This is a genomic window from Peribacillus sp. RS7 (genome assembly GCF_041956845.1).
Taxonomy (GTDB): domain Bacteria; phylum Bacillota; class Bacilli; order Bacillales; family DSM-1321; genus Peribacillus.
Genome location: NZ_CP168135.1, coordinates 3,416,736 through 3,438,027, shown reverse-complemented (window position 1 = coordinate 3,438,027; position 21,292 = coordinate 3,416,736). Strand labels below are relative to the sequence as shown.

At 40.4% G+C, this 21,292-nt stretch carries 17 protein-coding genes and 3 pseudogenes; 6 read left to right on the top strand and 14 right to left on the bottom strand.

All coding sequences use genetic code 11. The annotated features are described in order from the left end of the window. Positions 1–21 precede the first annotated feature (21 nt). Positions 22–330, bottom strand: coding sequence for an iron-sulfur cluster assembly accessory protein (locus tag ACDZ29_RS17295; RefSeq protein ID WP_289324161.1), 309 nt, complete (start codon positions 328–330; stop codon positions 22–24). 110 nt (positions 331–440) lie between these two features. Continuing rightward, positions 441–1,427, bottom strand: a complete 987-nt coding sequence (locus ACDZ29_RS17290) for a Gfo/Idh/MocA family protein (RefSeq protein ID WP_375088244.1) — start codon at positions 1,425–1,427, stop codon at positions 441–443. Between the two features lie 206 nt (positions 1,428–1,633). Here ACDZ29_RS17290 and ACDZ29_RS17285 point away from each other — a divergent pair, with 206 nt between their 5' ends. Next, positions 1,634–2,419, top strand: coding sequence for an SDR family oxidoreductase (locus ACDZ29_RS17285; RefSeq protein ID WP_375088243.1), 786 nt, complete (start codon positions 1,634–1,636; stop codon positions 2,417–2,419). Between the two features lie 77 nt (positions 2,420–2,496). Here ACDZ29_RS17285 and ACDZ29_RS17280 read toward each other — a convergent pair whose 3' ends face one another. Continuing rightward, positions 2,497–3,720 (bottom strand): multidrug effflux MFS transporter, encoded by a 1,224-nt coding sequence (locus ACDZ29_RS17280; RefSeq protein ID WP_375091160.1) that lies wholly within the window; start codon positions 3,718–3,720, stop codon positions 2,497–2,499. Between the two features lie 805 nt (positions 3,721–4,525). Beyond that, on the bottom strand, positions 4,526–5,503 hold the full coding sequence (locus ACDZ29_RS17275) for a 2-hydroxyacid dehydrogenase (protein WP_375088242.1): 978 nt from the start codon (positions 5,501–5,503) through the stop codon (positions 4,526–4,528). 317 nt (positions 5,504–5,820) lie between these two features. Between ACDZ29_RS17275 and ACDZ29_RS17270 the strand changes: the two genes are divergently transcribed. Beyond that, complete coding sequence (locus tag ACDZ29_RS17270; protein WP_375088241.1) at positions 5,821–6,792, top strand: MBL fold metallo-hydrolase; 972 nt, start codon at positions 5,821–5,823, stop codon at positions 6,790–6,792. Positions 6,793–6,850: 58 nt separating this feature from the next. On the opposite strand, the gene ACDZ29_RS17265 is transcribed toward ACDZ29_RS17270, so the two are convergent. Together ACDZ29_RS17265 and ACDZ29_RS17260 are read right to left on the bottom strand one after the other, a co-directional pair. Further along, positions 6,851–7,804: a TRM11 family SAM-dependent methyltransferase gene (locus ACDZ29_RS17265; RefSeq protein ID WP_375091159.1), complete on the bottom strand. Its 954-nt coding sequence runs from the start codon at positions 7,802–7,804 to the stop codon at positions 6,851–6,853. Positions 7,805–7,958: 154 nt separating this feature from the next. Beyond that, positions 7,959–9,050, bottom strand: a complete 1,092-nt coding sequence (locus ACDZ29_RS17260; RefSeq protein WP_375088240.1) for a CotH kinase family protein — start codon at positions 9,048–9,050, stop codon at positions 7,959–7,961. Between the two features lie 154 nt (positions 9,051–9,204). On the opposite strand from ACDZ29_RS17260, the pseudogene ACDZ29_RS17255 reads away from it, so the two are divergent. Together ACDZ29_RS17255 and ACDZ29_RS17250 are read left to right on the top strand one after the other, a co-directional pair. Continuing rightward, positions 9,205–9,258: pseudogene (locus ACDZ29_RS17255) on the top strand (hypothetical protein); the annotation flags it as partial. A gap of 22 nt (positions 9,259–9,280) precedes the next feature. Continuing rightward, a complete protein-coding gene (locus ACDZ29_RS17250; RefSeq protein WP_375091234.1) occupies positions 9,281–9,664 on the top strand; it encodes a hypothetical protein in 384 nt (127 codons plus the stop codon). Positions 9,665–10,167: 503 nt separating this feature from the next. Here ACDZ29_RS17250 and ACDZ29_RS17245 read toward each other — a convergent pair. The 4 genes and pseudogenes from ACDZ29_RS17245 to ACDZ29_RS17230 all read right to left on the bottom strand — a co-directional run. Then, positions 10,168–10,479 (bottom strand): DUF3870 domain-containing protein, encoded by a 312-nt coding sequence (locus tag ACDZ29_RS17245; protein ID WP_289324154.1) that lies wholly within the window; start codon positions 10,477–10,479, stop codon positions 10,168–10,170. Positions 10,480–10,502: 23 nt separating this feature from the next. Continuing rightward, the gene (locus ACDZ29_RS17240) at positions 10,503–11,708 is read right to left on the bottom strand and encodes an acyl-CoA dehydrogenase family protein (protein WP_289318454.1); all 1,206 of its coding nucleotides are present in this window, start codon (positions 11,706–11,708) and stop codon (positions 10,503–10,505) included. 14 nt (positions 11,709–11,722) lie between these two features. Then, positions 11,723–12,910, bottom strand: a complete 1,188-nt coding sequence (locus ACDZ29_RS17235) for a CaiB/BaiF CoA transferase family protein (RefSeq protein WP_375088239.1) — start codon at positions 12,908–12,910, stop codon at positions 11,723–11,725. Between the two features lie 343 nt (positions 12,911–13,253). Beyond that, positions 13,254–13,962, bottom strand: a pseudogene (locus ACDZ29_RS17230) (MFS transporter); the annotation flags it as partial. 185 nt (positions 13,963–14,147) lie between these two features. On the opposite strand from ACDZ29_RS17230, the gene ACDZ29_RS17225 reads away from it, so the two are divergent. Further along, complete coding sequence (locus ACDZ29_RS17225) at positions 14,148–15,086, top strand: bifunctional oligoribonuclease/PAP phosphatase NrnA (RefSeq protein WP_289324152.1); 939 nt, start codon at positions 14,148–14,150, stop codon at positions 15,084–15,086. 172 nt (positions 15,087–15,258) lie between these two features. Here ACDZ29_RS17225 and ACDZ29_RS17220 read toward each other — a convergent pair whose 3' ends face one another. From ACDZ29_RS17220 to ACDZ29_RS17205, 4 genes are all read right to left on the bottom strand, one after another. Further along, positions 15,259–16,272, bottom strand: coding sequence for an aliphatic sulfonate ABC transporter substrate-binding protein (locus ACDZ29_RS17220; protein ID WP_370014255.1), 1,014 nt, complete (start codon positions 16,270–16,272; stop codon positions 15,259–15,261). Positions 16,273–16,307: 35 nt separating this feature from the next. Continuing rightward, on the bottom strand, positions 16,308–17,066 hold the full coding sequence (locus ACDZ29_RS17215; protein WP_289317423.1) for an ABC transporter permease: 759 nt from the start codon (positions 17,064–17,066) through the stop codon (positions 16,308–16,310). Beyond that, a complete protein-coding gene (locus ACDZ29_RS17210; RefSeq protein ID WP_289324150.1) occupies positions 16,999–17,841 on the bottom strand; it encodes an ABC transporter ATP-binding protein in 843 nt (280 codons plus the stop codon). Before ACDZ29_RS17210 ends, ACDZ29_RS17215 begins: the two co-directional genes overlap by 68 nt. Positions 17,842–18,135: 294 nt before the next feature. After that, a complete protein-coding gene (locus ACDZ29_RS17205) occupies positions 18,136–20,238 on the bottom strand; it encodes a YhgE/Pip family protein (RefSeq protein WP_375088238.1) in 2,103 nt (700 codons plus the stop codon). Between the two features lie 302 nt (positions 20,239–20,540). Here ACDZ29_RS17205 and ACDZ29_RS17200 point away from each other — a divergent pair. Next, a pseudogene (locus tag ACDZ29_RS17200) lies at positions 20,541–21,283 on the top strand (DUF421 domain-containing protein). Positions 21,284–21,292: the final 9 nt, after the last annotated feature.

Sequence of the window (21,292 nt, the reverse complement as noted above, 5' to 3'; positions counted from 1 at the left end):
GCCAATCCTCCCCCTTTAATCTTAATGGTGATGGTGTCCGTGCGGCTCCTTGGAAGGGTTCGTGATTTCAAAGCCTTCTTCAGGTACATAAAAATATTTAATCCAGACACCATCCAGAAATTCCTCACGAGAATCAAGCAAAATATCGATATCTTTATCTGTTTTGACGATTTCATCATGCTCTGTAGGTGTATCTAGTTTCATCTCATAATGGGCATGATCGCCATGCATATGGGTGATATATACACGAATCATTTTCCCTTCAGCTTCTTCAGTGCTCAGCATTTTTTGTAAGACTTTTGCTGCATTACGATTAATTTTACAATTCATGTCCATTCCTCCAACAATAAAAATTTCCATGTACTGAATTCTACCCAATTAAGGCGCATCAGTAACATCCATTTATACCCTTCCTTGCTTGGCCATGTCCAATTAGGTGCTTATAATCCGTCTGAAGGAAAGACGACGCCGATTTGCTTTCTTGCTTCATCCATGATTTCCATAGTCAACAGTGAATTCGAATATGAATTTATATCCGATTCCTTTTTCCCCTGCTTTATCAATTCAACAAATTCTTTCGCTTCATAATACATCGTATGCATATCCTGTTTAGCCGAAATATTTTCAGTGGTTCCATCCCGATACTGAATATCCACAGCTTGAGGTCCAGAAATTTTCTGAATGAGGATGCTTCCAAGCTCACCTTGAATTTCCGTTGGCAAATTGGATTCAGTAATCTTGGAAAACATGACGACTGCCTCCATTTCATCATAGGAAAGCAAGATCGTCCCCTGTCCATCAACTCCTGATTCAAGCATCGTTCCTGATGCCTGCACCTTATTAGGTTTACCGAATAGTACAACAAGTGGATAGAGGACGTAAATCCCTAAATCCATTAAAGAACCACTGGAGAATTCAGGATTGAATGCATTCAGCACAGTACCTTGTTTATACGCATCATAACGTGATGAATATTGACAAAAGCTTCCTGAAAAACGTCGTATCTTCCCGATTTTATCCAGATTCCCCTTTATACTTTCGAAATTCGGCATGATGGTTGATTTCATCGCTTCCATCAATAGCACTTCATTTTGTTTTGCAGCCTCAATCATTTCCTTTACTTCTGCCGCATTTGAGGCCATTGGCTTTTCACATAATACATGTTTTTTATTTTGTAAAAATAACACGGCTTGCCTGCAATGATGAGAGTTAGGGCTGGCTATATATACAGCGTCGATATCATCGCTGGCCGCCATTTCTTCTAAATTTGTAAAAATCGTATGTACATCGTACTTATTGGCAAACTCCTTGGCTTTCTCTTCTGTACGTGAATACACGGCGGTTAACGATAAATCCTCTACATGCTTTGCAGCCTCCAAAAATCGCTCCGTGATCCAATTTGTACCTATTACCCCTAATCGTATCAACATCCTATCCCCTTTCAAGCTAACTTATCATGTCCTCAATATACAGACATTTCACTAAAAAACAAAGTATAATGAACACTGTCAATGGTTTAAATTGGATTTTTCAGGCAATATTCGTTTATAATTTTTCTATATTACCACTGCCATGATGTTTCTACATACTCCCTAAACGGGAAAGAAAAACTTAAAAGGAGCGTGTGAAGTTTATGACAGATTTAATGAAAAACAAAGTTGCCATCATTACCGGTGGAGGATCGGGAATTGGCCGGGGTTCAGCACTGAAATTAGCTGAAAACGGTGCGAACATCATCTTTTTTGACCGTACAGTCGAAAATGCCGAAAAGGTGAAGGCAGAAGTGGAAAACCTGGGCCGAGAGGCTTTAATCATTAAAACGGATGTTTCCAAGGCTGAGCAAGTTGAACATGCCTACAAGGTCGCCTATGACCATTTTGGGAAAATTGATTTTGTATTCGCAAACGCAGGCATCAACGGAGTGATCGCCCCTATAGAAGATATTAAGCCAGAAGATTGGGATCAGACTCATACCATCAACCTCAAAGGCACCTTTCTCACCATTAAATACGCCATTCCCTATATGAAGGAAACGGGTGGCAGCATCGTTATTAACAGCTCCATAAATGGAAACCGATATTTCAAGAATTTTGGTTTTTCCGCCTATAGTTCATCCAAAGCTGGCCAAGTCGCTTTTGGTAAAATGGCTGCACTCGAATTGGCAAAATATAAAATCAGGGTAAATACCATTTGTCCCGGCTCCATCGATACGAATATTCATGATAACACCTTCCCAAAAGATGAAAACCTAAAAAAAATCAGGATTCCCATTGAATATCCAGAAGGCTCTCAGCCCCTAGCGAAGAAAGCGGGGACTACCGAACAAGCTGGTGATCTCGTATTGTTCCTAGCATCAGACATGTCCTCCCATGTTACGGGCACGGAAGTTTATATCGATGGAGCAGAATCACTATTATGATTCATTCTTAAGTCCTTTAATAAACCCATTAAAAGAAAAAGCCGAAATCCCACTTCAGGATTTCAGCTTTTTCCTTTTTAAGCAACTCGCCTTAACCCGCGACGGGCAAGAATCAAATAAGCGAACATGGCAATGACATGACAACTTACCATCACAATTCCCATCGGCAAGGAGGACTTACCTGAGCCTAAGCCCACGAGCGGTGCCATTACTGATCCTAATATAAAAGGAAGCAGTCCAATTAAAGCCGAAGCACTGCCTGCAGTTTTTTTCTGATTTTGCATCGCTAAAGAAAAACTCGTTGTACCGACAATACCGACGCTGGAAACGGAGAGGAACAAAGCGACCAAGATTCCTGCCAACCCGATTTCGAAAAGGACTGAGGCAAGAAGGAATATTCCTCCAAACAAAGCAAGACATAGTCCTATCTGAAGCAGTTTTTCTTCTTTAACCTTCCCTGCCAGCTTTCCGGCAATTTGGGAAGCAATGATGATCCCAATTCCGTTTATTGCAAAAATCAGGCTGAATGTCTGTGGGGAAACCCCATAAATATTCTGGAGAACAAAAGGCGATCCGGAAATATAAGCGAACATGGCGGCACTAATGAACCCTTGTGAAAAAGCATAGCCCATGAACACTCGGTCCTTCAATAAATTCCCAAAAGTCTTGATTGTATCGTTTATTCCACCGGCACTCCTGAGATTAGGCGATAAAGTTTCTTTTATCCCAAAAAATGCAGCCGCAACCATAAGGATACCTAATACTGAAATGACAATGAAAACTCCCCGCCAAGAAGTGAACTGCAAAAGCTGACCGCCAAAAACTGGAGCCAAAATCGGTGCCGCTCCATTTACCAGCATTAACATGGAGAAGAATTTGGTCAGTTCCGTTCCTGAAAAAAGGTCACGAACTATGGCCCTTGAAATGACTATGCCTCCAGCTCCCGCAATACCCTGGATAAAACGTAATAATAAAAGCAATTCTATGGATGGAGCAAAAGCACATAACAGAGATGAAATGCAATAAATGGATAATGATATGATTAACGGTGTCCGTCTTCCCTTTGCATCACTTAGCGGCCCTAAATAAATTTGGCCTAAAGCTAATCCTAACAAGCAGGCAGTCAAACTCAGCTGGGCTAAAGACGTACTGCTTTTCAAATCCTCTGCCAGTGTTGGGAGACCCGGTAAATACATATCAAGTGACAGTGGTCCAATCGCAGCAAAAGACCCCAGCATAAGCGCCATCAACAGCCTTTTGGATTTGGTCATTTCGTTGCCTGATGATATCGTTTCCTTCATTTCAATCATTATTACCCTATCCCTTTCAAACTAATTGTTTTCCTAAATAAAACCCGGATTTCTTTAGTTTACAAAAAATCCGAACAATTTACGATAAGTATGCTTGCCTTGAATTGGATTCTTCCTTTCACCACTCATTAAGTTCAATGTGTTTGCTACACTTATACTTCAAACCTCCGAAACATATCTTACATATCTTTATACTGAAAAGAACTAATCATATATCAGGAAATATAATTGATTTCGATACTACGAGCCTAAGGAAAACTATTAATGGTCCAAATAATTCCCCACATATTGAAATATCCCCATTAAAAAATGACCCCATTTTGGAGTCATTTCAGACTGTGGACAAATTCGAAGAAAGCGAGTTTGCCTACAGTCTTTTTCAAAAAAATTCCAGTTGAGTGGAACGGAAGGTACGAGACTCCTGCGGGAAAGCTAAGTCCAAGGGAGACCCTACATGCGCAAATAGCGCCGAGGAGGCTCCCGGACCGCCCGGGGAAAGCGAGTGCCTGGAGGCAACGTTCCAATTTTACAAACCATCAAGAAAACGTTCCAGTGTTTTCAATCCGCCGACTCTCTGCCAAGCCTCCTCGCCGCAATCAATCCTGCGGGGTCTTGGCTAGCCAATTATTCGGCAGGATTGTCGCAAATTTCTTCAATCCAGTGAATTTTCAATTTTCATCCCATATAAAAAATCATGAGTGTAACGAAGTCCCGTCTTCCAATCAGGGTACTAATATTCCCTCGACAAAATCGTGAAAGGAATGCGGGATGAGGCCTTCCGAACCCCATCTTAGGGTCATCTTGATTTATTCAACAAAATTAAATTACGGGGAGTATCACCAGATAATCCTTCCTTCAAGTTTTGAACAGCAAGAGTTGCCATTTTCAATCTTGTGGCAATACTTGCACTCCCGATATGCGGTAATGTAACCACATTGGGCAATGTTAGCAGCGGGTGATCCACGGGAACGGGTTCTTCTTCAAATACATCCAATCCAGCCGCCCAAATCTCTCGGTTTTTCAGCGCCTGATATAACGCTTTTTCATCGATAATCCCGCCTCTTGCGGTATTTATGAGCACAGCCGTCCCTTTCATTAAATCCAGCTGCTCCTTACCGATCATATAAGCGGTCTCCGGTGTGAGCGGCAGCATGACACAAACGAAATCCGAGATTTGGAGCAATTTTTCAAGGGGTTGGTATTCGATTCCCAATTCCTTTTCCTGACCATATTTTCGGCTTCGATTATAATAAACTAAGTTCATATCAAATCCCTTTGCTCTTTTGGCAAGGGCTTCCCCAATCCTCCCTAACCCGATGATACCCAGCGTTGCACCATGTACATCTTGTCCGGTCAGCTGCATTGGCGACCACGTTTCCCATCTCCCACTCCTTAAATAGTCTTCTGCCTCCATCAGCCTCCTCGCCGTTGCAAGCAGCAATCCGAAGGTTAAATCGGCTGTCGTTTCCGTTAAGACCCCCGGTGTGTTCGTTACCATGATGCCCCGTTTAGTTGCACTTTGAACATCAATATTATTATGACCTACTGCCATATTCGCGATGATTTTCAGATTAGCCGCCTTTTCAATCAGTGACTCATCGATTTGTTCCGTCAACAAGCAAAGCAGCCCCTCGACTTCTTTCATTTCTTCTTCAAGGACTTTCCTAGGGACCGGTATATCCTCTTGGTCCCACATCCTGACATCATAATTCGCACTAAGTCCATCGATGATTTGTTCCGGCAATTTCCTTGTAATATAAATTTTAGGCTTCAAACCATAACCTCCCATACCGTTTCATTTCATAGAACGCGTTACACATTCAGTGTTCATTTCATATTCACATACAACAATCCATTTCAAGAATATTGGCTAAATAATCATCTTGTTTATTCAATTTTAAAATAAATTAGATGAATAGACCATTCATTTCCAATTATTATTACCATTAAATTCTCGTTTGCCTGAAAGCTTCCGCTTGACAGTTTCATTTCATTCAACTAATCATAGAGTAAACCCTTTAAATCTATTCTTTCATTATTTAGGTATATCGCAATTTAGATGAAATTTATCTCGATTCAGGAGGAAATGGGATGTTCATGAAAACTAATGCAAAATTTGAAATTTATCCAATTATAGCTCCAAGCGCTCTATCTTTAAAAAGTATAAACTTTTATTTAGTTAAACAGGATGAATCTTTAACATTAGTCGATGCTGGTATGAATGATGACGTTTGCTGGGATGCACTGCAGCAAACTTTAAAGGAAAATGGATTTACCGTTGAGGATATCACGGAAATTTTGTTAACCCATCACCATGGGGACCATGTTGGTTTGGTCAACCGGATTACCGGACTCCATCCGATTCCCGTTTATGCCCATTCTAAATCCGTTCCCCGTTTAAAACGGGATCCTGACTTCTTAAGTATGAGAATTGAATTTTATAAGCAGCTATACCTTGAAATGGGCTGTGGTGAACTTGGAGATAAACAAGTAGCTTACCTATTCAACGCGGTTGATAATAATAAGGATCAAAAACTGAATTGTGACATCATCGAAATCACCGAAAAACAATGGCTGAATTTTGAAGTGATTGAATTTCCCGGGCATGCCCCGGATCAAATCGCTTTCCTTGACCAAAAAGGGAAACGGCTTCTTGCCGGTGATTTATTGATTGAACATATTTCAAGCAACGCCTTGATCGAACCTGATGAAAAAGGCAATAGAATGCTGACACTTTTGGATCATATCGACTCATTAAAGCGATGTTTAGCATTACAGGTGAATCTCATCTTTCCTGGTCATGGTAACATCATTGAATATCCTGGTCCATTGATTGAAAAAAGACTCAATAGCATCGAGAGAAAATCACAAAAAATCCTGGCCTTGATAGAATCTGGAATTTCTACAGGCAATGAACTGGCAAAGGAATTTTACAAACAAAAGTATATATCAGAATTCCCACTCGTCATGTCTGAAATCATCGGCCATTTGGATTACTTGGAATATCAGGGGAAGGTCAAGAAGAAACTCATCGAAAATGTAGTTCATTATCAAGCTAAATGACATCAAAAAAAGCTGAAACCCATTAAGGATTTCAGCCTTTTCATCTTCCCAGGGAAATTTATACACACACGACTACCTGTCTGGAAAAAATACCCTTCCTGGCTACACAGCGATCATCAATTTCAAATCCTGCTTCTTCAATCATATGATCCATCGTGTCAATCGTTACGACGACGACCTTGTCAGCAAAGCTCCTGGCATGTTTAAGGATCGATAGCTGATCCTCCGGCGTTGCATGCGTATACAAATTGTAAGGCATATCGATAATCGCTACATCATATTTACTGGTGACCTCTGAAATCGGACCTGTAGTTACATCACCTTCGAGTCCGAAATAGGCAATATTCTCTCTAGAACCGTCAGTAACAAGTGGGTTGATATCTCGGCCAACAATATTTATCCCCATTGATAGTGCCTCTACCAATACCGTTCCAATTCCGCAGCATGGATCAATGGCCCTCACTCCATCAGGATGTGGAACGGCTATGTTGGCAATGGCTCTCGCCACTCTTGTGCTAAGTGCAGTTGAATATTCACGCGGCTTCTTCATATGATGTAACCAAACAGACTCAGGTTTGACATATTTCCCAAAATACCAACGGCCGCCCAGGGGCACGATTCCATAGACCTGATCAGGATTACGTACATCGGCATTCCCCTGAATGTGCCAGCCAATTTCACGTTCAATTTCACGCTGTCCCTCATAATCTATTTTTGCTTCTTTAGTCAGATCATTAATTTTTACGAATAATACTTTGAACGTCGAATCCGGCAATTGAATATCCTTCACTAGCTCAACAATTTCGGATATGTTTTCCCCTTCAAACATGACATCGACCCGCCCTTTCATAAAAGGACTTCTGCTCGGTTCAATTTCTATATCACTTTTTAAAATATTTCCTGAAGTCTCAAAGCCAAAGAACGAGCGCATCTCCATTTTAGATAATTCACGTTCGTCAGGGGTGCATGTAAAGGTATATATATATGCCGGTTTACGGCTATGATTAGTCAATCCATTCCCATCCTTCATTTACTTTAGATTATATCTTTCTATCAAACATAGCTGTAATAGTATAGAAAAGCAAATGGAATCGTGCAGAAAAAACAGCAGGAGTGATTTTCTTTCAGCACTCCTGCTGTTTTTTCCATTTTCCATCAGAAAATTATTAATCCAATTTAAACAGCCGGCTATTTATATACTTTGCACGGGCCTCAATGAATTTCAGGATAAATTCGGGCTCATTATCAAATTTTTCTTTTTCCCCCTTAATATACGGGTCTTTTGGAACATAAGGTCTTATTTGATCATGCATTTCCTGAATGATAGGTTTCATATACCCAACGTTAAACCGATTACTCAAAATCTTCTTTAGAAGACTCTGGTATCGAACACGAAATGCCCTAACATCAAGGATTCTAGCAGTCAATGTGTTGAATCCCTCGATTCCCACATAATCCTCTTCCATCACTTTCCCATTAACATCCCTGCCCCATGTCGCATCATAATCCCATGGGATTATTTCAAAGAGTCCTGTATCTCCATTTCGATACAAGGCATAGTTATGGACAAACCCATCATAGTTTTGCGTGAATATGACTCCGGCCAGCCAGCGCAGGTACTTTTCCACATCGACATATTTTACGATTTCCTTTTCAAAATCCACCCTTGAAATTGTGTTGATTTGAATGATCAACTCTTGTAAATGTAATTCATCCTTTCCTGTCCCGCATTTTTTTTGATATCCCATCTCCAATGATTTTTTGATTCCTTTATCCAAATCGCTCATCAATGAGAAATTGGCATCACCATCCACGGCATAGAAAATCGATCCCTTAGGGAGATCCCTATTCTTCAAAAAATATTCATCCACTGATTCCAATTCTAGGTATATTCCTTCTTCCTTCCCGTTCAGATTCAGGAAAACGAACTGGGATTTCGGCGATAAGGTCCCAATATCCGCAAAAAAGTCTAAAGATAATTTATTTCTTAGTAAAGATTTATCCTTATATTCAGCATTTAAATGAACTTCCTTGGCATTCTTATAAGTATTAGGTTTATAAAAGACTACATTATAGGATTTTTTGCGAAAACCGCGGATATGTGAGCCACGGTAAACAATATCAATATCCAGTTTTTTTCTGTTAAGTGTTAACTTTGCCGGTAAAGGATCATTGCACCATATATCTCTGCGAAGTTCCATTAAATTAACTGGTGGAATAAAAAGCTGGTACACAGGCAGCTTCTTGTCAGAATTCATATAACCCTTCACTTCCCTTTCACTTTCATATTAAATTATGAAAAAAAGCGATGGGTGTCACCAAAAACAAATTTTTATTAAAAATTGTGCTATTATCTCTGGCATATTACGTACAAGGGCATAGTTTAACGTATAGAAAGGGGGATATATAAATATGTCTGACATCATTCGCAATATACAAAATGCGGTGGAAAGAGCCAATTCCTTCGGGTTAAGCGATTTCATGCATAATGACCCATGTTCAAAAGGCCGTTCTTCACGTAAAAACAACAATAATAGGCGAACTTCCCGCCGCAGAAGCACTAAACGTTGCACTAGCAGGAGAAGGTCCACTTGCAGCACGCAAAGACGCACTAGCAGGAGGAGGTCCACTTGCCGCACGCAAAGACGCACTAGCAGGAGGAGGTCCACTTGCCGCACGCAAAGGCGCACTAGCAGGAGGAGGTCCACTTGCAGTACGCAAAGGCGCACTAGCAGAAACCGGTGTTCCATATGTAGCAGACAAAGGCGCTCCAACAGAAACCGGTGTTCCTCCAACCACTGCAGTTGGCTTTGCTGCAATAACATTCGCAATAAACGGAAAAGGTGCTTCTAGTTTCATGGTTCCGTTTTAATGTACAACTAATATTTTTTTACTGGATATTAAGCTTTACTTTTAAGTCCAATTTCTAAAAAAACACAAACTCGTCGTAAAGGGGCGAGTTTTGTGTTTTTAAAATTATCACGATCGTTATATCCATTAAAATGTCCCGTTCCTTAAACAATAAAAAACACTGCCATTTATAATGACAGTGGACAATTTAGTATCGGAAATATTATTATCGTACAAATAAATTAAGTTCTTCTTGGAACATTTCATTTAATGATAATTTACTGTTCAATTAATTTTGCTAACGATTGAGAAACACTAGCCTTATTGATCTAAAATATCAAACTTACCTACAACTATTAGACCAACTCTAGCATAATCTTGTTAAAGCCAAACCAGCAGCAGGTTAAAATCAGCTCAACTAATATTTCCATTAAATCCACAGCTCCATCATTTATTTGCCATGTACCCGAATCTATAAAAAAGGACCCTACCCTCAAACTTAAGGTAGGATCCTTCCAGTTGCACTTATTTGACGGAGACCAATTCGAACTGTGCATACACATCCTTCAGCCCTGCTTGAATGGCCTGACCAGCCTTTCCACGATAATGCATTTGCACACGATCAATCAATTCTTCAATACCATCTTTCAGGCAATAACCGCGCAGCAGTTTACGAATGAATTCCCTGCCATGTTCTGTAGCAAGTGTACAGGAAGCCTCGACTATTACACCATATTTAAAGTCAAGTTCTACCGTGATGGTGATGGAATCATATATATTTCTCGCTGCCATCCCTTGTGGAAGCTTTGCATGCCCTGCAATAAAGTATGTGTTCATCATCTGATCTCCTCTATCTATAATTAATGTACGGAAACCTGCTCGAAGGGCCATGCAGGCAATTGCTTACGAAGCTCTTTATCTTGTCTGTAGCCAAGTGCGTATTCACCTTGCATTACTGTATGAATCTCACGGGTGCCTTCGTAAATGACCGGAGCTTTTGAATTCCGCAGAAAACGTTCGACTGGATATTCATCCGAGTAGCCATAGGCACCATGAATTTGTACAGCATCATTGGCTGCTTCGTTAGCAGCATTACATGAAATCCACTTGGCAAGTGATGTTTCCTTCGTATTCCTTTTTCCTTGGTTTTTTAAGGTACCCGCTTTAAATACCAGCAATCTGGAAATCTCTAAATTTGCGGTCATCTTGGCAATCATCTGTTGAACAAGCTGATGCCTGCCAATCTCTTTTCCGAATGTACTTCGTTCATGGCAATACTTCAAGCTTGCTTCAAGGCTTGCTTCAATTAATCCTACAGCACCTGCTGCCACTGTAAACCGGCCGCTGTCCAATGCCGACATGGAAATTTTAAAGCCCTCACCTTCTTCACCAAGCCTATTCTCCACCGGGACTTTAACATCCGTTAAAAAGACTTCGCCTGTATTCCCCGCACGAATTCCCAATTTTCCTTTAATGGCCTTCGACTCCACTCCCTCAAAAGTCCGTTCCACAATAAAAGCGGTAATTCCCCTTGAGCCAGCATCATGATCAGTCTTGGCGAAAATGAGGAAATGATCTGCATAATCACAGAGCGAAATCCAAGTTTTTGATCCATTCAAGATATAATGGTCCCCAACACGTTTTGCCGTTGATTTCATCGCCGCTACGTCAGACCCTGCATTCGGTTCAGTCAGCCCAAAAGCGCCAATCTTTGTCCCTTTTGCTTGCGGAACTAAATATTTCTGTTTTTGTTCTTCCGTCCCCCATTGCAGCAGGGTCATGCTATTCAACCCCGTATGTACAGAAACTGCTGTTCGATAAGCCGTATCGCCTCGCTCCAGCTCTTCACAAACGATGGCCAGGGTATTATAATCCATTCCTACTCCACCATACTCTTCGGGGATACAAACGCCCATTAACTGCAATTCCGCTAACCTTTTTAAAATATGTGGTTGAAATTCCCCTTGCCTATCCCACTCTTGAATATATGGGATAATTTCCTTATCCACAAATTTCCTTACCACTTTCTTCACGCTTTGCTGCTCTTCTGTTAATTCGAAATTCATCATCAAAATTCCTCCTAAATAATTTTATTTTGCTTGAATTTGATTATTTGGTCCGGACTATATCCAATTTCAGCCAAAACGGCATCGGTATGTTCCCCATACAGCGGCGGATGCTTTCTCATCGTGACCGGTGTTTTTGAAAGGTTCAAGGGCGATCCCGTCACTCTAAGATTTTCGATTGTGGGGTGTTCCATTTTCACCAACATGCCTCTTTCGATGATCTGTGGATCCTCGAACATCTCTGCGATATCATTAATCGGACTATTTGGTATCCCTACATCATCAAACAGCATTTTCCACTCTTTTTTTGTTTTTGCTTTCAATGAATCCTCTATTATTGGTATTAATTTTTCCTTGTTCAGCAATCGTTTTTCATTATGCTTAAACTGTTCTAGCTCCGCTAAATCAGGTCTGCCAATAACGGTTGAGAATCTCCTGAACTGCTCATCATTGCCTACAGCCACTACAAGCTCCCCATCGCGTGTTCGGAACGTTTGGTATGGAACAATATTGGGATGTTGGTTTCCCATGCGTTCAGGGGTCAAACCATTGAATAAATAGTTGCTGGCGACATTCACCAATGAAGAAACCTGACAATCCATTAACGAAATATCAATTTCCTGTCCTTCCCCCGCTTTATCCCTATGATGTAAAGCGGATAAAATGCCAATGCATGTATACAAGCCAGTCAATATGTCAGCTATGGCCACTCCGACCTTCACGGGGCTCCCATCTTTTTCTCCTGTGATGCTCATCAAACCACTCATCGCTTGAATGATATAATCATAGCCAGGTAAATCTTTATATGGTCCGGTTAAACCAAATCCCGTAATCGAGGCCATGATCAGTTTGGGGTTGCATTCCTTTAAATCCTCATAACCTAACCCCAGTTTTTCCAATGTACCCGTCTTGAAGTTTTGAATCACTATATCCCCTGAAGACACCAACTTCCGGAATATCTCTTTCCCTTGTTCCGACTTTAAATTCAAGGTCATGCTTTGCTTATTTCGGTTTGCACATAAATAGTAAGCGCTTTCTCCTTGCGCGAATGGCGGACCCCACCCTCTCGTTTCATCACCTGATTCATGATGCTCGATTTTAATTACATCCGCACCCAAATCACCGAGAATCATTGAACAAAACGGACCCGCCAAAACACGGGACACATCGATAATCCTGACTCCTTCCAAAGCTCCATTCATACCATCACCCCTTTCAAACTGTCGGGATACACAAAAAAGAGCCAGTAAAACAAACAATGTCATTACATTGAACGTTTCACTGACCCTTATCCACGCACTGTCTTCCTGCAAAGGAAGATCAAGTGAACCAAGTCAATTTTTATAAATTCCAGATTTATGACAAGCCGGCCATGCAACAAGGTAACTTGTTGTCATCGGTTTGGTAAATTAAGTATAGAACCATTGTTTGAATTTTGCAATAATTTTGTTTATTGGTCGATCATAATTTTTAAAGCCCTTTAATCGTTGCTCTTGTAATCTTGGGATCCTTTATGTTTAAAAAGCAAAAATTTACACTATATGGTTATGCGCCATAACGTTCTTTTTGGATTTCTTTAAGAGACTTCCCTCGAGTTTCCGGTGACATGGTAAGACCAATGACTAAATGGATGATTAGGAATGCAATCATAATCAAACCAGCGACCTTGAACCCTAATGTCGTGATTAGAGAATAGCCCTACACCAATGCGGGCAATCGAAAACATGACACCTTGAGCTTTTGCACGATACTTCGTGTGAAACAGCTCACTTGACCATAAGGCATAAAATGTTTGTGCCCCAAATCCTGCTGCGGTTCCCCGAAGCAAAACAAACAACAGCAGTTCCGTCCAGCCCATTCCTCCAAACGTTAGGATGAGCCAAGCAACGATTCCCATTGCAGCTCCAATCCCAAATAGAACCTTTCTGTTTACTTTATCTCCTAATTTAATAAATACAAAATAGGTGGAGACAACAGTCAATAACCATAGTGTACCTTGTAATAAGTTAGCTTGTGTAGCGGTGAGGCCACCTACTGTTTCATATATATATGGCATAAAGTACCCCATTACTCCAGCTACTAAATTCCAGAATCCGTATATCCCGATTAAAAGGAATAAGGCTTTACGGTTTTCTTTCACACTGAACAATTCTTTAAGAGAAACGTCTGTAAGCTTCCCTTTCTTTTTAAGTTTGTTTTGTTTTTGTTTTTCTTCTTCCCAGATTGTTGATTCATTAATTTGTTGTTGCAATACGGATTCTTTAAAGGAACTTTTTTAGAGTAACCTTTATCGTGGGCTCTAAAATCTCACCATATTCATTTTCAGGATGTTTAAATTGCCTTTACAGAGGTGACATGTGATGATTAAGATACTCAAACTCTATATGATAAAACAAACCTATTTAGAAGGCATTTAAAGATTCAAAGGGAGATGGCAAAATGGAAAATATAAAGAAAGAGATAGTCGAAGCCATCAAGAAATACCCCACAATTATCATTCATCGTCATGTTAATCCGGACCCGGATGCATTGGGCTCACAAATTGGCTTAAAGAAACTATTGAAGCAGTCCTACCCTTCTAAAGAAGTCTTTGTGGTAGGCGAGGAAGTGGAAAAGCTCCTATTCATTGGTGAGATGGATGCCATTTCCGATAACAAATACAATGGGGCCTTGGTGATTGTTTGTGATACTGCCAACATTTCACGGATCAGTGATTCCCGCTATGATCATGGGGAGTTGCTGATCAAAATTGACCACCACCCCGAATATGAACAATTCGGTGACCTTTCTTGGGTCGATCCGTCCTATAGCTCTGCAAGTGAAATGCTTGTTGATTTATTTTTACTATTTCCAGAAAGCTTTATCATGAATAAAGAGGCAGCTAAATCATTTTATGCAGGAATACTTGGTGATACAGGGAATTTCATGAATGGGAATACCACTCCTAGGACATTAAAATTGGTTTCGCACTTAAGAACTTTTAATATTCAGCCAGAAAGAATCCATAACTGCCTTAATATAAAGCCGAAAAACGCTTCCAGACTTCAAAAGGACATTCTCATGAGCTTCAAGGTAACCGATAAAGGGGTGGCTTACTTCATTATTACGGAGGATTTGTTAAATATGTATGGTGTAGACCGAATCGAAGCTTCGAATTTAGTTAATACGCTATCAGGTGTCAGAGGAAACAAAATCTGGGCTTTTTTCATAGAATATCCTTCTGAAATCCGTGTCAGGATTCGTTCACGAAATATTCCCATCGCTTCAGTCGCACGTCAATTCAATGGAGGGGGACATTCACTGGCTTCAGGAGCTACCATCCATTCCTGGGAAGAGGTTGATCATGTTATTCAAGCGTTGGATCAAGTCTGTCTTTAACAGGTGCATGACTTCATATTATGACAGCAATCATTTTGCTGCCGTGTTTATTTAGGATTATATCCAGGTTCATTAATACGGATTAATTCGACATATAACAGAGTAATCCGGCCTATACCGGATTACCAAAAAGCGCCAAAGCCTGGATGGCTGAGGCGCTTCTTGTTTCAATTTACTTGGATACTTCTTCAAGAGTTGATAGATCGATCATACCTTTTATATCACTGCTTGGGATATAACCAGCTTCTTTGCTTATGTCAGCCATTTCCTGAATGACTTGCTCATTAACTTCAGTGGTCACTTCCAGGCGTGAAAATGCTGAAGCCACTTCTTCTTTACTTAATTCTTTTCCTGTCAGTTCCTTCAAATGCTTAATGACAAGTTCTTGGCTTTCTTCAGGATTGTTTTGAATAAAATCCACTGCTTTTTCGTGAGCTTTCAAATAGGAAGCGGCGCGCCCCTTTTTATCCAAGAACTTCTGGCTCGCAGCCACAACCGTATTTGGTGAATCTTTCCCCCATGCAAATTGATCCCAATCAAGCACTAACTTTCCTTTTGCCTGGTTTTCCAATACATACCCCCATGGTTCCTGGGTAGCTGCTGCATCGACTGATTTTTGGACAAAAAGAGCAGTTGTGTCAGCAGGTGCTGATGCATACAGCTCAACTGTCCCCCCATTTGTAGTCGGTTTTAAGTCAACATCTTGAAGGGCTTTCCTAAGCATGACATCCTGTGTGCTCCCAATGACGGGAATCGCTACCTTTTTACCGTCCAAATCCTTTAAATCAGTAACCTTGCTGCCCTCGCTAGCTACAAGAACGGCACCGCCATTAACAGCTCCAGAGATCAGGTGGTATTCAGGGTTTTTTACGTAAAAGTTAAGCAATGGACCAGGACCAACCGTTCCGACATCAATGGCGTTTGTAGCCATTGCTTCCATGAATAAACCGCCATTGGCCACTGTCTTGGTTTCAATCTTGACATCTTTACCGAACTCTTCTTCAAAAAAGCCTTTTTCAAGTGCAATGATCGTTGCACTGTGAGTTAAGTTAGGAAAATATCCAATTTTCACAGTTTTTTTCCCCGAGCCTTCTCCTTCTTCATTACTGGTGGATTGCGTGCATCCGCTTACTATTCCGATTAACAATACGGACATAATAAGGGAAAAAAATGATTTTTTCAGCATATTTTTCTCTCCTTTTTAACTATTATCCTATTAAACTACCGTTGATTCACGCCCCACTTCAGTTGAACATTACGTTCCAGACGAGAGAAGACAACATTATCCACGATTGTACCGATGATTGCGATAATGATCATTACGGAGATGACCAAATCCATTTGTCCCAGTGATCTGCCCATTTCCAGCAATTGTCCAAGACCGCCTCCCCCGCCAAGTAATTCACCAGCCATCAATGCACGCCAGGAAAATGCCCATGCAATTCGCAGACCGGATATTATTTGTGGGACGGATGCCGGTAAAATCACGGTGCGAAGAAAATGAAACCCGGTCGATCCATATGTTTTGGCAACCCGCTGATACAATTGGGGCACATTCCGGAATCCACTGGTTGCATTAACAGTCATCGTCCAAGTTGCACCGATCGTGACGATAAAGAGAATTGAAAAATCATTCAATCCAAACCAAATGATCGCTAGAGGGAACCAAACGATACTCGGGATGGACTGTAAGGCCGTCACGACGAATCCTAGAGTATCTTCCACCAGTTTAAAGCGCCAAATGAAATATCCTAATATTAGACCTACTATAATGGCAATCGTAAAGCCGATCAGGATACGGCCAAGGCTTTTTCCGATGGCTTCGGTTATTTGTCCGCTCACCAGTCCATTAAACAGAGTTTCCAAAACCTGCGTCAGGCTTGGGAACATGAAATCCGGAAGACTTGAAAGTCTAGATGTGACTTCCCATATCCCCGCTATCATCGCGATGAATATGATTCGTCTTAAAGCTGTAATCATTCCCCATTTCCTCCTTCAGCACTTTTTCAATTTCCTCCTGTAAGATCGATAGAACCCTTTGTTCAGTATGCAAAGTTACACTATCCGGCATAACCCCATCTTTCATGGAAGGGACGGAAATCGTCTCTTTAATTTTCCCTGGACGGGTTGCAAAGACGATAATTTTTTCGGAAAGCTGAACAGCCTCACGAATATTATGGGTAACGAAGAAGATTGTCACCTTAGTTTTTCTCCAGATTTCGAGTAGCTCTTTATGCAAGACCATCCTCGTTTGCTCATCCAGCGCAGAAAATGGCTCATCCATCAACAGGATATCCGGTTCCATCACCAGCGCTCTTGCGATGGCTACCCTCTGTTTCATGCCCCCCGAAAGTTGATGTGGATAGGAGTCAACATAACGGCTGAGGTGAACCATTTTTAAAATGTCCAATGCCTTGGATTTAGCCTCTTCTTTGGGAATTTTCTTTAACTTCAATCCGTATGTAACATTTTCAAGTACCGTCAACCAAGGAAATAACCCGGCCTCCTGAAACACTACGACCCGTTCCGGACCTGGCTTCATCACCTTTTTTCCAGCTACACGTATTTCTCCTTTATCAGCCTTATCAAGGCCGGCAATTAAATAAAGAAGTGTCGATTTGCCACATCCTGAAGGTCCGACGATTGAAACGAAGCTTCCTTTCTCGACTTCTATGTTAATCTCATCGAGCACCTTTATGCTTTCTTTCTTTTCATTCGAAAAACTTTTTTCAATGCCATCTATTGTTAAATACATAAAGTCACCCCACTTTTATATCGCATCGATTTACTAAACATTATTTCTTAATAATGATTAATCCAATGGTTTTTGTCAACTATAAAAATGCAAAAATTCTAATTTATCGGTATCTTTCTATTTAACTGTCATTTTATTTATAAATATTCCAAACTTGCACAAAACAACCATTTGGACAACTTCCATGCACCAAAATAAAAAAACCTGAGCCCTTTCTAAGGGTTCAGGCTAATTTCAAGTATCCAGTTTCGTTTCAAATAAGGGTAAACGAAGTTCCCAGCCCATTCAGAGAACTTAAAAAATCCTGCTTCCATACAATTTATCCTTCATCCTTTGTGTCCTTGCATGCAAGGGCTTTTTCAAAATGATTCCTAAGATGAGCGTGATCATTATATAGAGAAACAAGATGAAAATATCCCTACCAGCAACGCTCCAGGTTATTCCCCCAACAGATTCACGAAGTAAACCAACGGCATAGGTGAATGGCAGGAAGGGGTTGATATGTTGAAAAAAGGGAGGCGTAACTTGAATGGGAAATGTGCCTCCTGAACTTGAAATTTGAAGGACCATCAAGACGACACTAATCCCTTTTCCAACATTTCCAAGAACTGAAACGAAGGTGTAGACAATGAGTGTAAATACTGTACTTATCAAGACAGAAAACAGGATGTACTCAAATTTATCCGCTACGTACACATCGATCAGTAGAATATTCCCTATGGACACACTAAGTGCCTGCATTAACCCAATTATGAAGAATATAAGATACCTACCGATATAAATTTGATACGGACTGTAATTTTTTTGAGAAACACCCACGCTAAGCATGGAAATCAATATTGTACCACCCACCCAAAGGGATAGTGCCGTAAAGAAAGGAGACATGGCTGATCCATAGTTTGGAATCGGAAATAGACTATGTTTATTGAGCAGCACTGGTTCTGAAAAAAATTCACTTTCTTGTTCAATATCATTCCTTAGGAAATCAATCACTTCTTCCATATTATAAGACTTATCGATTTCTCTCATTTTAGAAGCTAAGGCCTTTATTTTCGTTTCGATTTCCGGGAACTTTTTCTGTAACTTATCGATATCCCCTGAACGTGTTTCCAACGTTCGATTGGTCTCATCCAAAAGCGTCTTCACTTCTGGAATGACCTTGGTCCCCTCTTCCATCGTAACCCTGACTTTATTCAATATTGATTCCGTTTCATTCCATATTTCATTGAATTTTGGCGCTGTTTCCTTTGAATAGACATCCTGGAATCTTGCCAAGACTTGATCATTGTTCTCGCCAAGTTCGATAAGATTGCCGAAGGATCGGTTATTCAGCGCGTGAAGTTGGTTCGAAGCATTATCCCGCAAATCCTCCACTAGCTGTATTTCCGGCTGAAGCAAGCTTTTCTCACTAAATTGATTGACTCTCACCAATAAATTATACATACTATCCAAAAGGTACAACTCTTTATTTATCCTCGTTATCCCTTGTTCCATTAACTGATCCGACTCATTGCCAGGCAAATCCTGACCCGTTAACCGGTTCGCCAGCACTAAAGTGGATTCATTAAAGCTCCTGATATTCGCAATATCATTTTTCAAGAGTGGATTGAGTCCTTCAAATGCCTGCTTTGTTGAATCTACATAACTGGAAACGTCTGAAACCAATTTGTCTTTCTGCGATGTTATCCCTTCTATGGAATCCAGACCATCATTTACCACCTTAATGATATCTTCAGCCTTTTTAACATGTGTTTGAACGGTTTTGATATTTTGTTCAAGCTCAGGCAGTTCAGCCTCTAATAAATACACCATATTCTTCATTTTTTGAATCGTCGGCAACTCATTTTGCAAGGTGATTCCCAGTTCATTAAAGATTGCAAGGATACTCCCACTAGCTGATTTGATAAAGCTTTTGCTCACATTATCCACAATGCTGTTGGCCCCCGCTGCCGTAATTTTAGGAGCAACGGAATTGATTTTTTCATTAACATAGTAATCAATATCCGCTTTCACAGGGTCATCGGTCATGATTGTCGCAATATGCTCGGAAAAATTCTCTGGAATGATGATGGATGCGTAATAATCCCCCTTTTCCACCTTTGCTATCGCTTCTTTTTCCGTTGTGAATCTCCAGCCCAAATCTTTATTCCCTTTTAACCCCTCTATTACTTCCTTCCCTATGTTCACCGCTTCGCCATTTATATCCGCACCTTTATCACTATTAGAAACACCGACAAGGATTCCTTCCGTATTTGCATACGGGTCCCAGGATGCGACAATATTAAACCACGCATAAATGGACGGAATGAACATAAGGAACACAACAACGATACAAACGAAGAAATTTTTATAAATGCTTTTTAAATCGTCAATGAATATTTCCCGAATATTACTCAAACCATACCCCCGTGCAAAAAAGTATTTTGATGCTATTATTCGAAAAATGTTCTTAATCAATACTAAGTAAACATATCCATGGATTTTTCAAAGCAAAAAGAAGCAAGTAACAAGCTACCTGCTTCCGGAGATTTAACTTATCTTGAAGGCTTGGTTTAAAAGGAAGTACGATTCATAATTATGATTAATTCTTCTTCATCTATCACACCCATTGAATAAATCTATCTATTTATGTCAAATGGGTTTCCCATCCAAAGACGGTATCTTTCTTCTTACTAATTACAGAATAAAGGGCTTGCTGTATGAACATGCTATCACAAACGAACTGTCGGGATTTTTGTAAGGGAGAAATAGTCATGTCAGAATCTGTTGAAATCATCTTTCGAACCTTTACCGCGTTTATTTTATTATGGGTATTTGTACAGCTGCTCGGTAAACAGACGATTGCCCAGAGGACCTATCACCTTTATATCGCTTCAATTACGATGGGGACAATTGCAGGAAATCTAGCCTTTAATATTAAAATTAAATTCCTGTATTTTATCATTGCAATTATCATAATGGGTACCGTCGTTTTTATACTGAATCTACTAGCGGTTCGAAATCCGCGCTTCGGGAAATGGATTGCTGGAGAACCTGCTACCTTAATTCAAAAAGGACAAATTCTCGAAGAGTCAATGGAGCGAATGGGGTACTCACTGGATTCTCTTAAACAGGCATTGCGGGGAAAAGATATCTTCAACATAGAAGAAGTGGAGTGCGCAATTCTAGAGATAAATGGCTCCCTCTCTGTATTAAAAAAAAACAATACCAAAATACCACCAAGCAGGATTTACCTCAACTGGCCTCAGCAGGTTCTGTACCGTTAGAGCTGGTTTATGATGGGAAGATCTTATACGAAAACTTATCGAAACACAACTACGATGACGAATGGTTAATGGCTGAACTAAAAAAAAGAAACCTTTCTGTTTTTGACATCTCATATGCCGTCATAGGGACAAAAGGAAATTTGTATATTGATCTGATTAAGGAACAATTAAGATAATAATCCTTT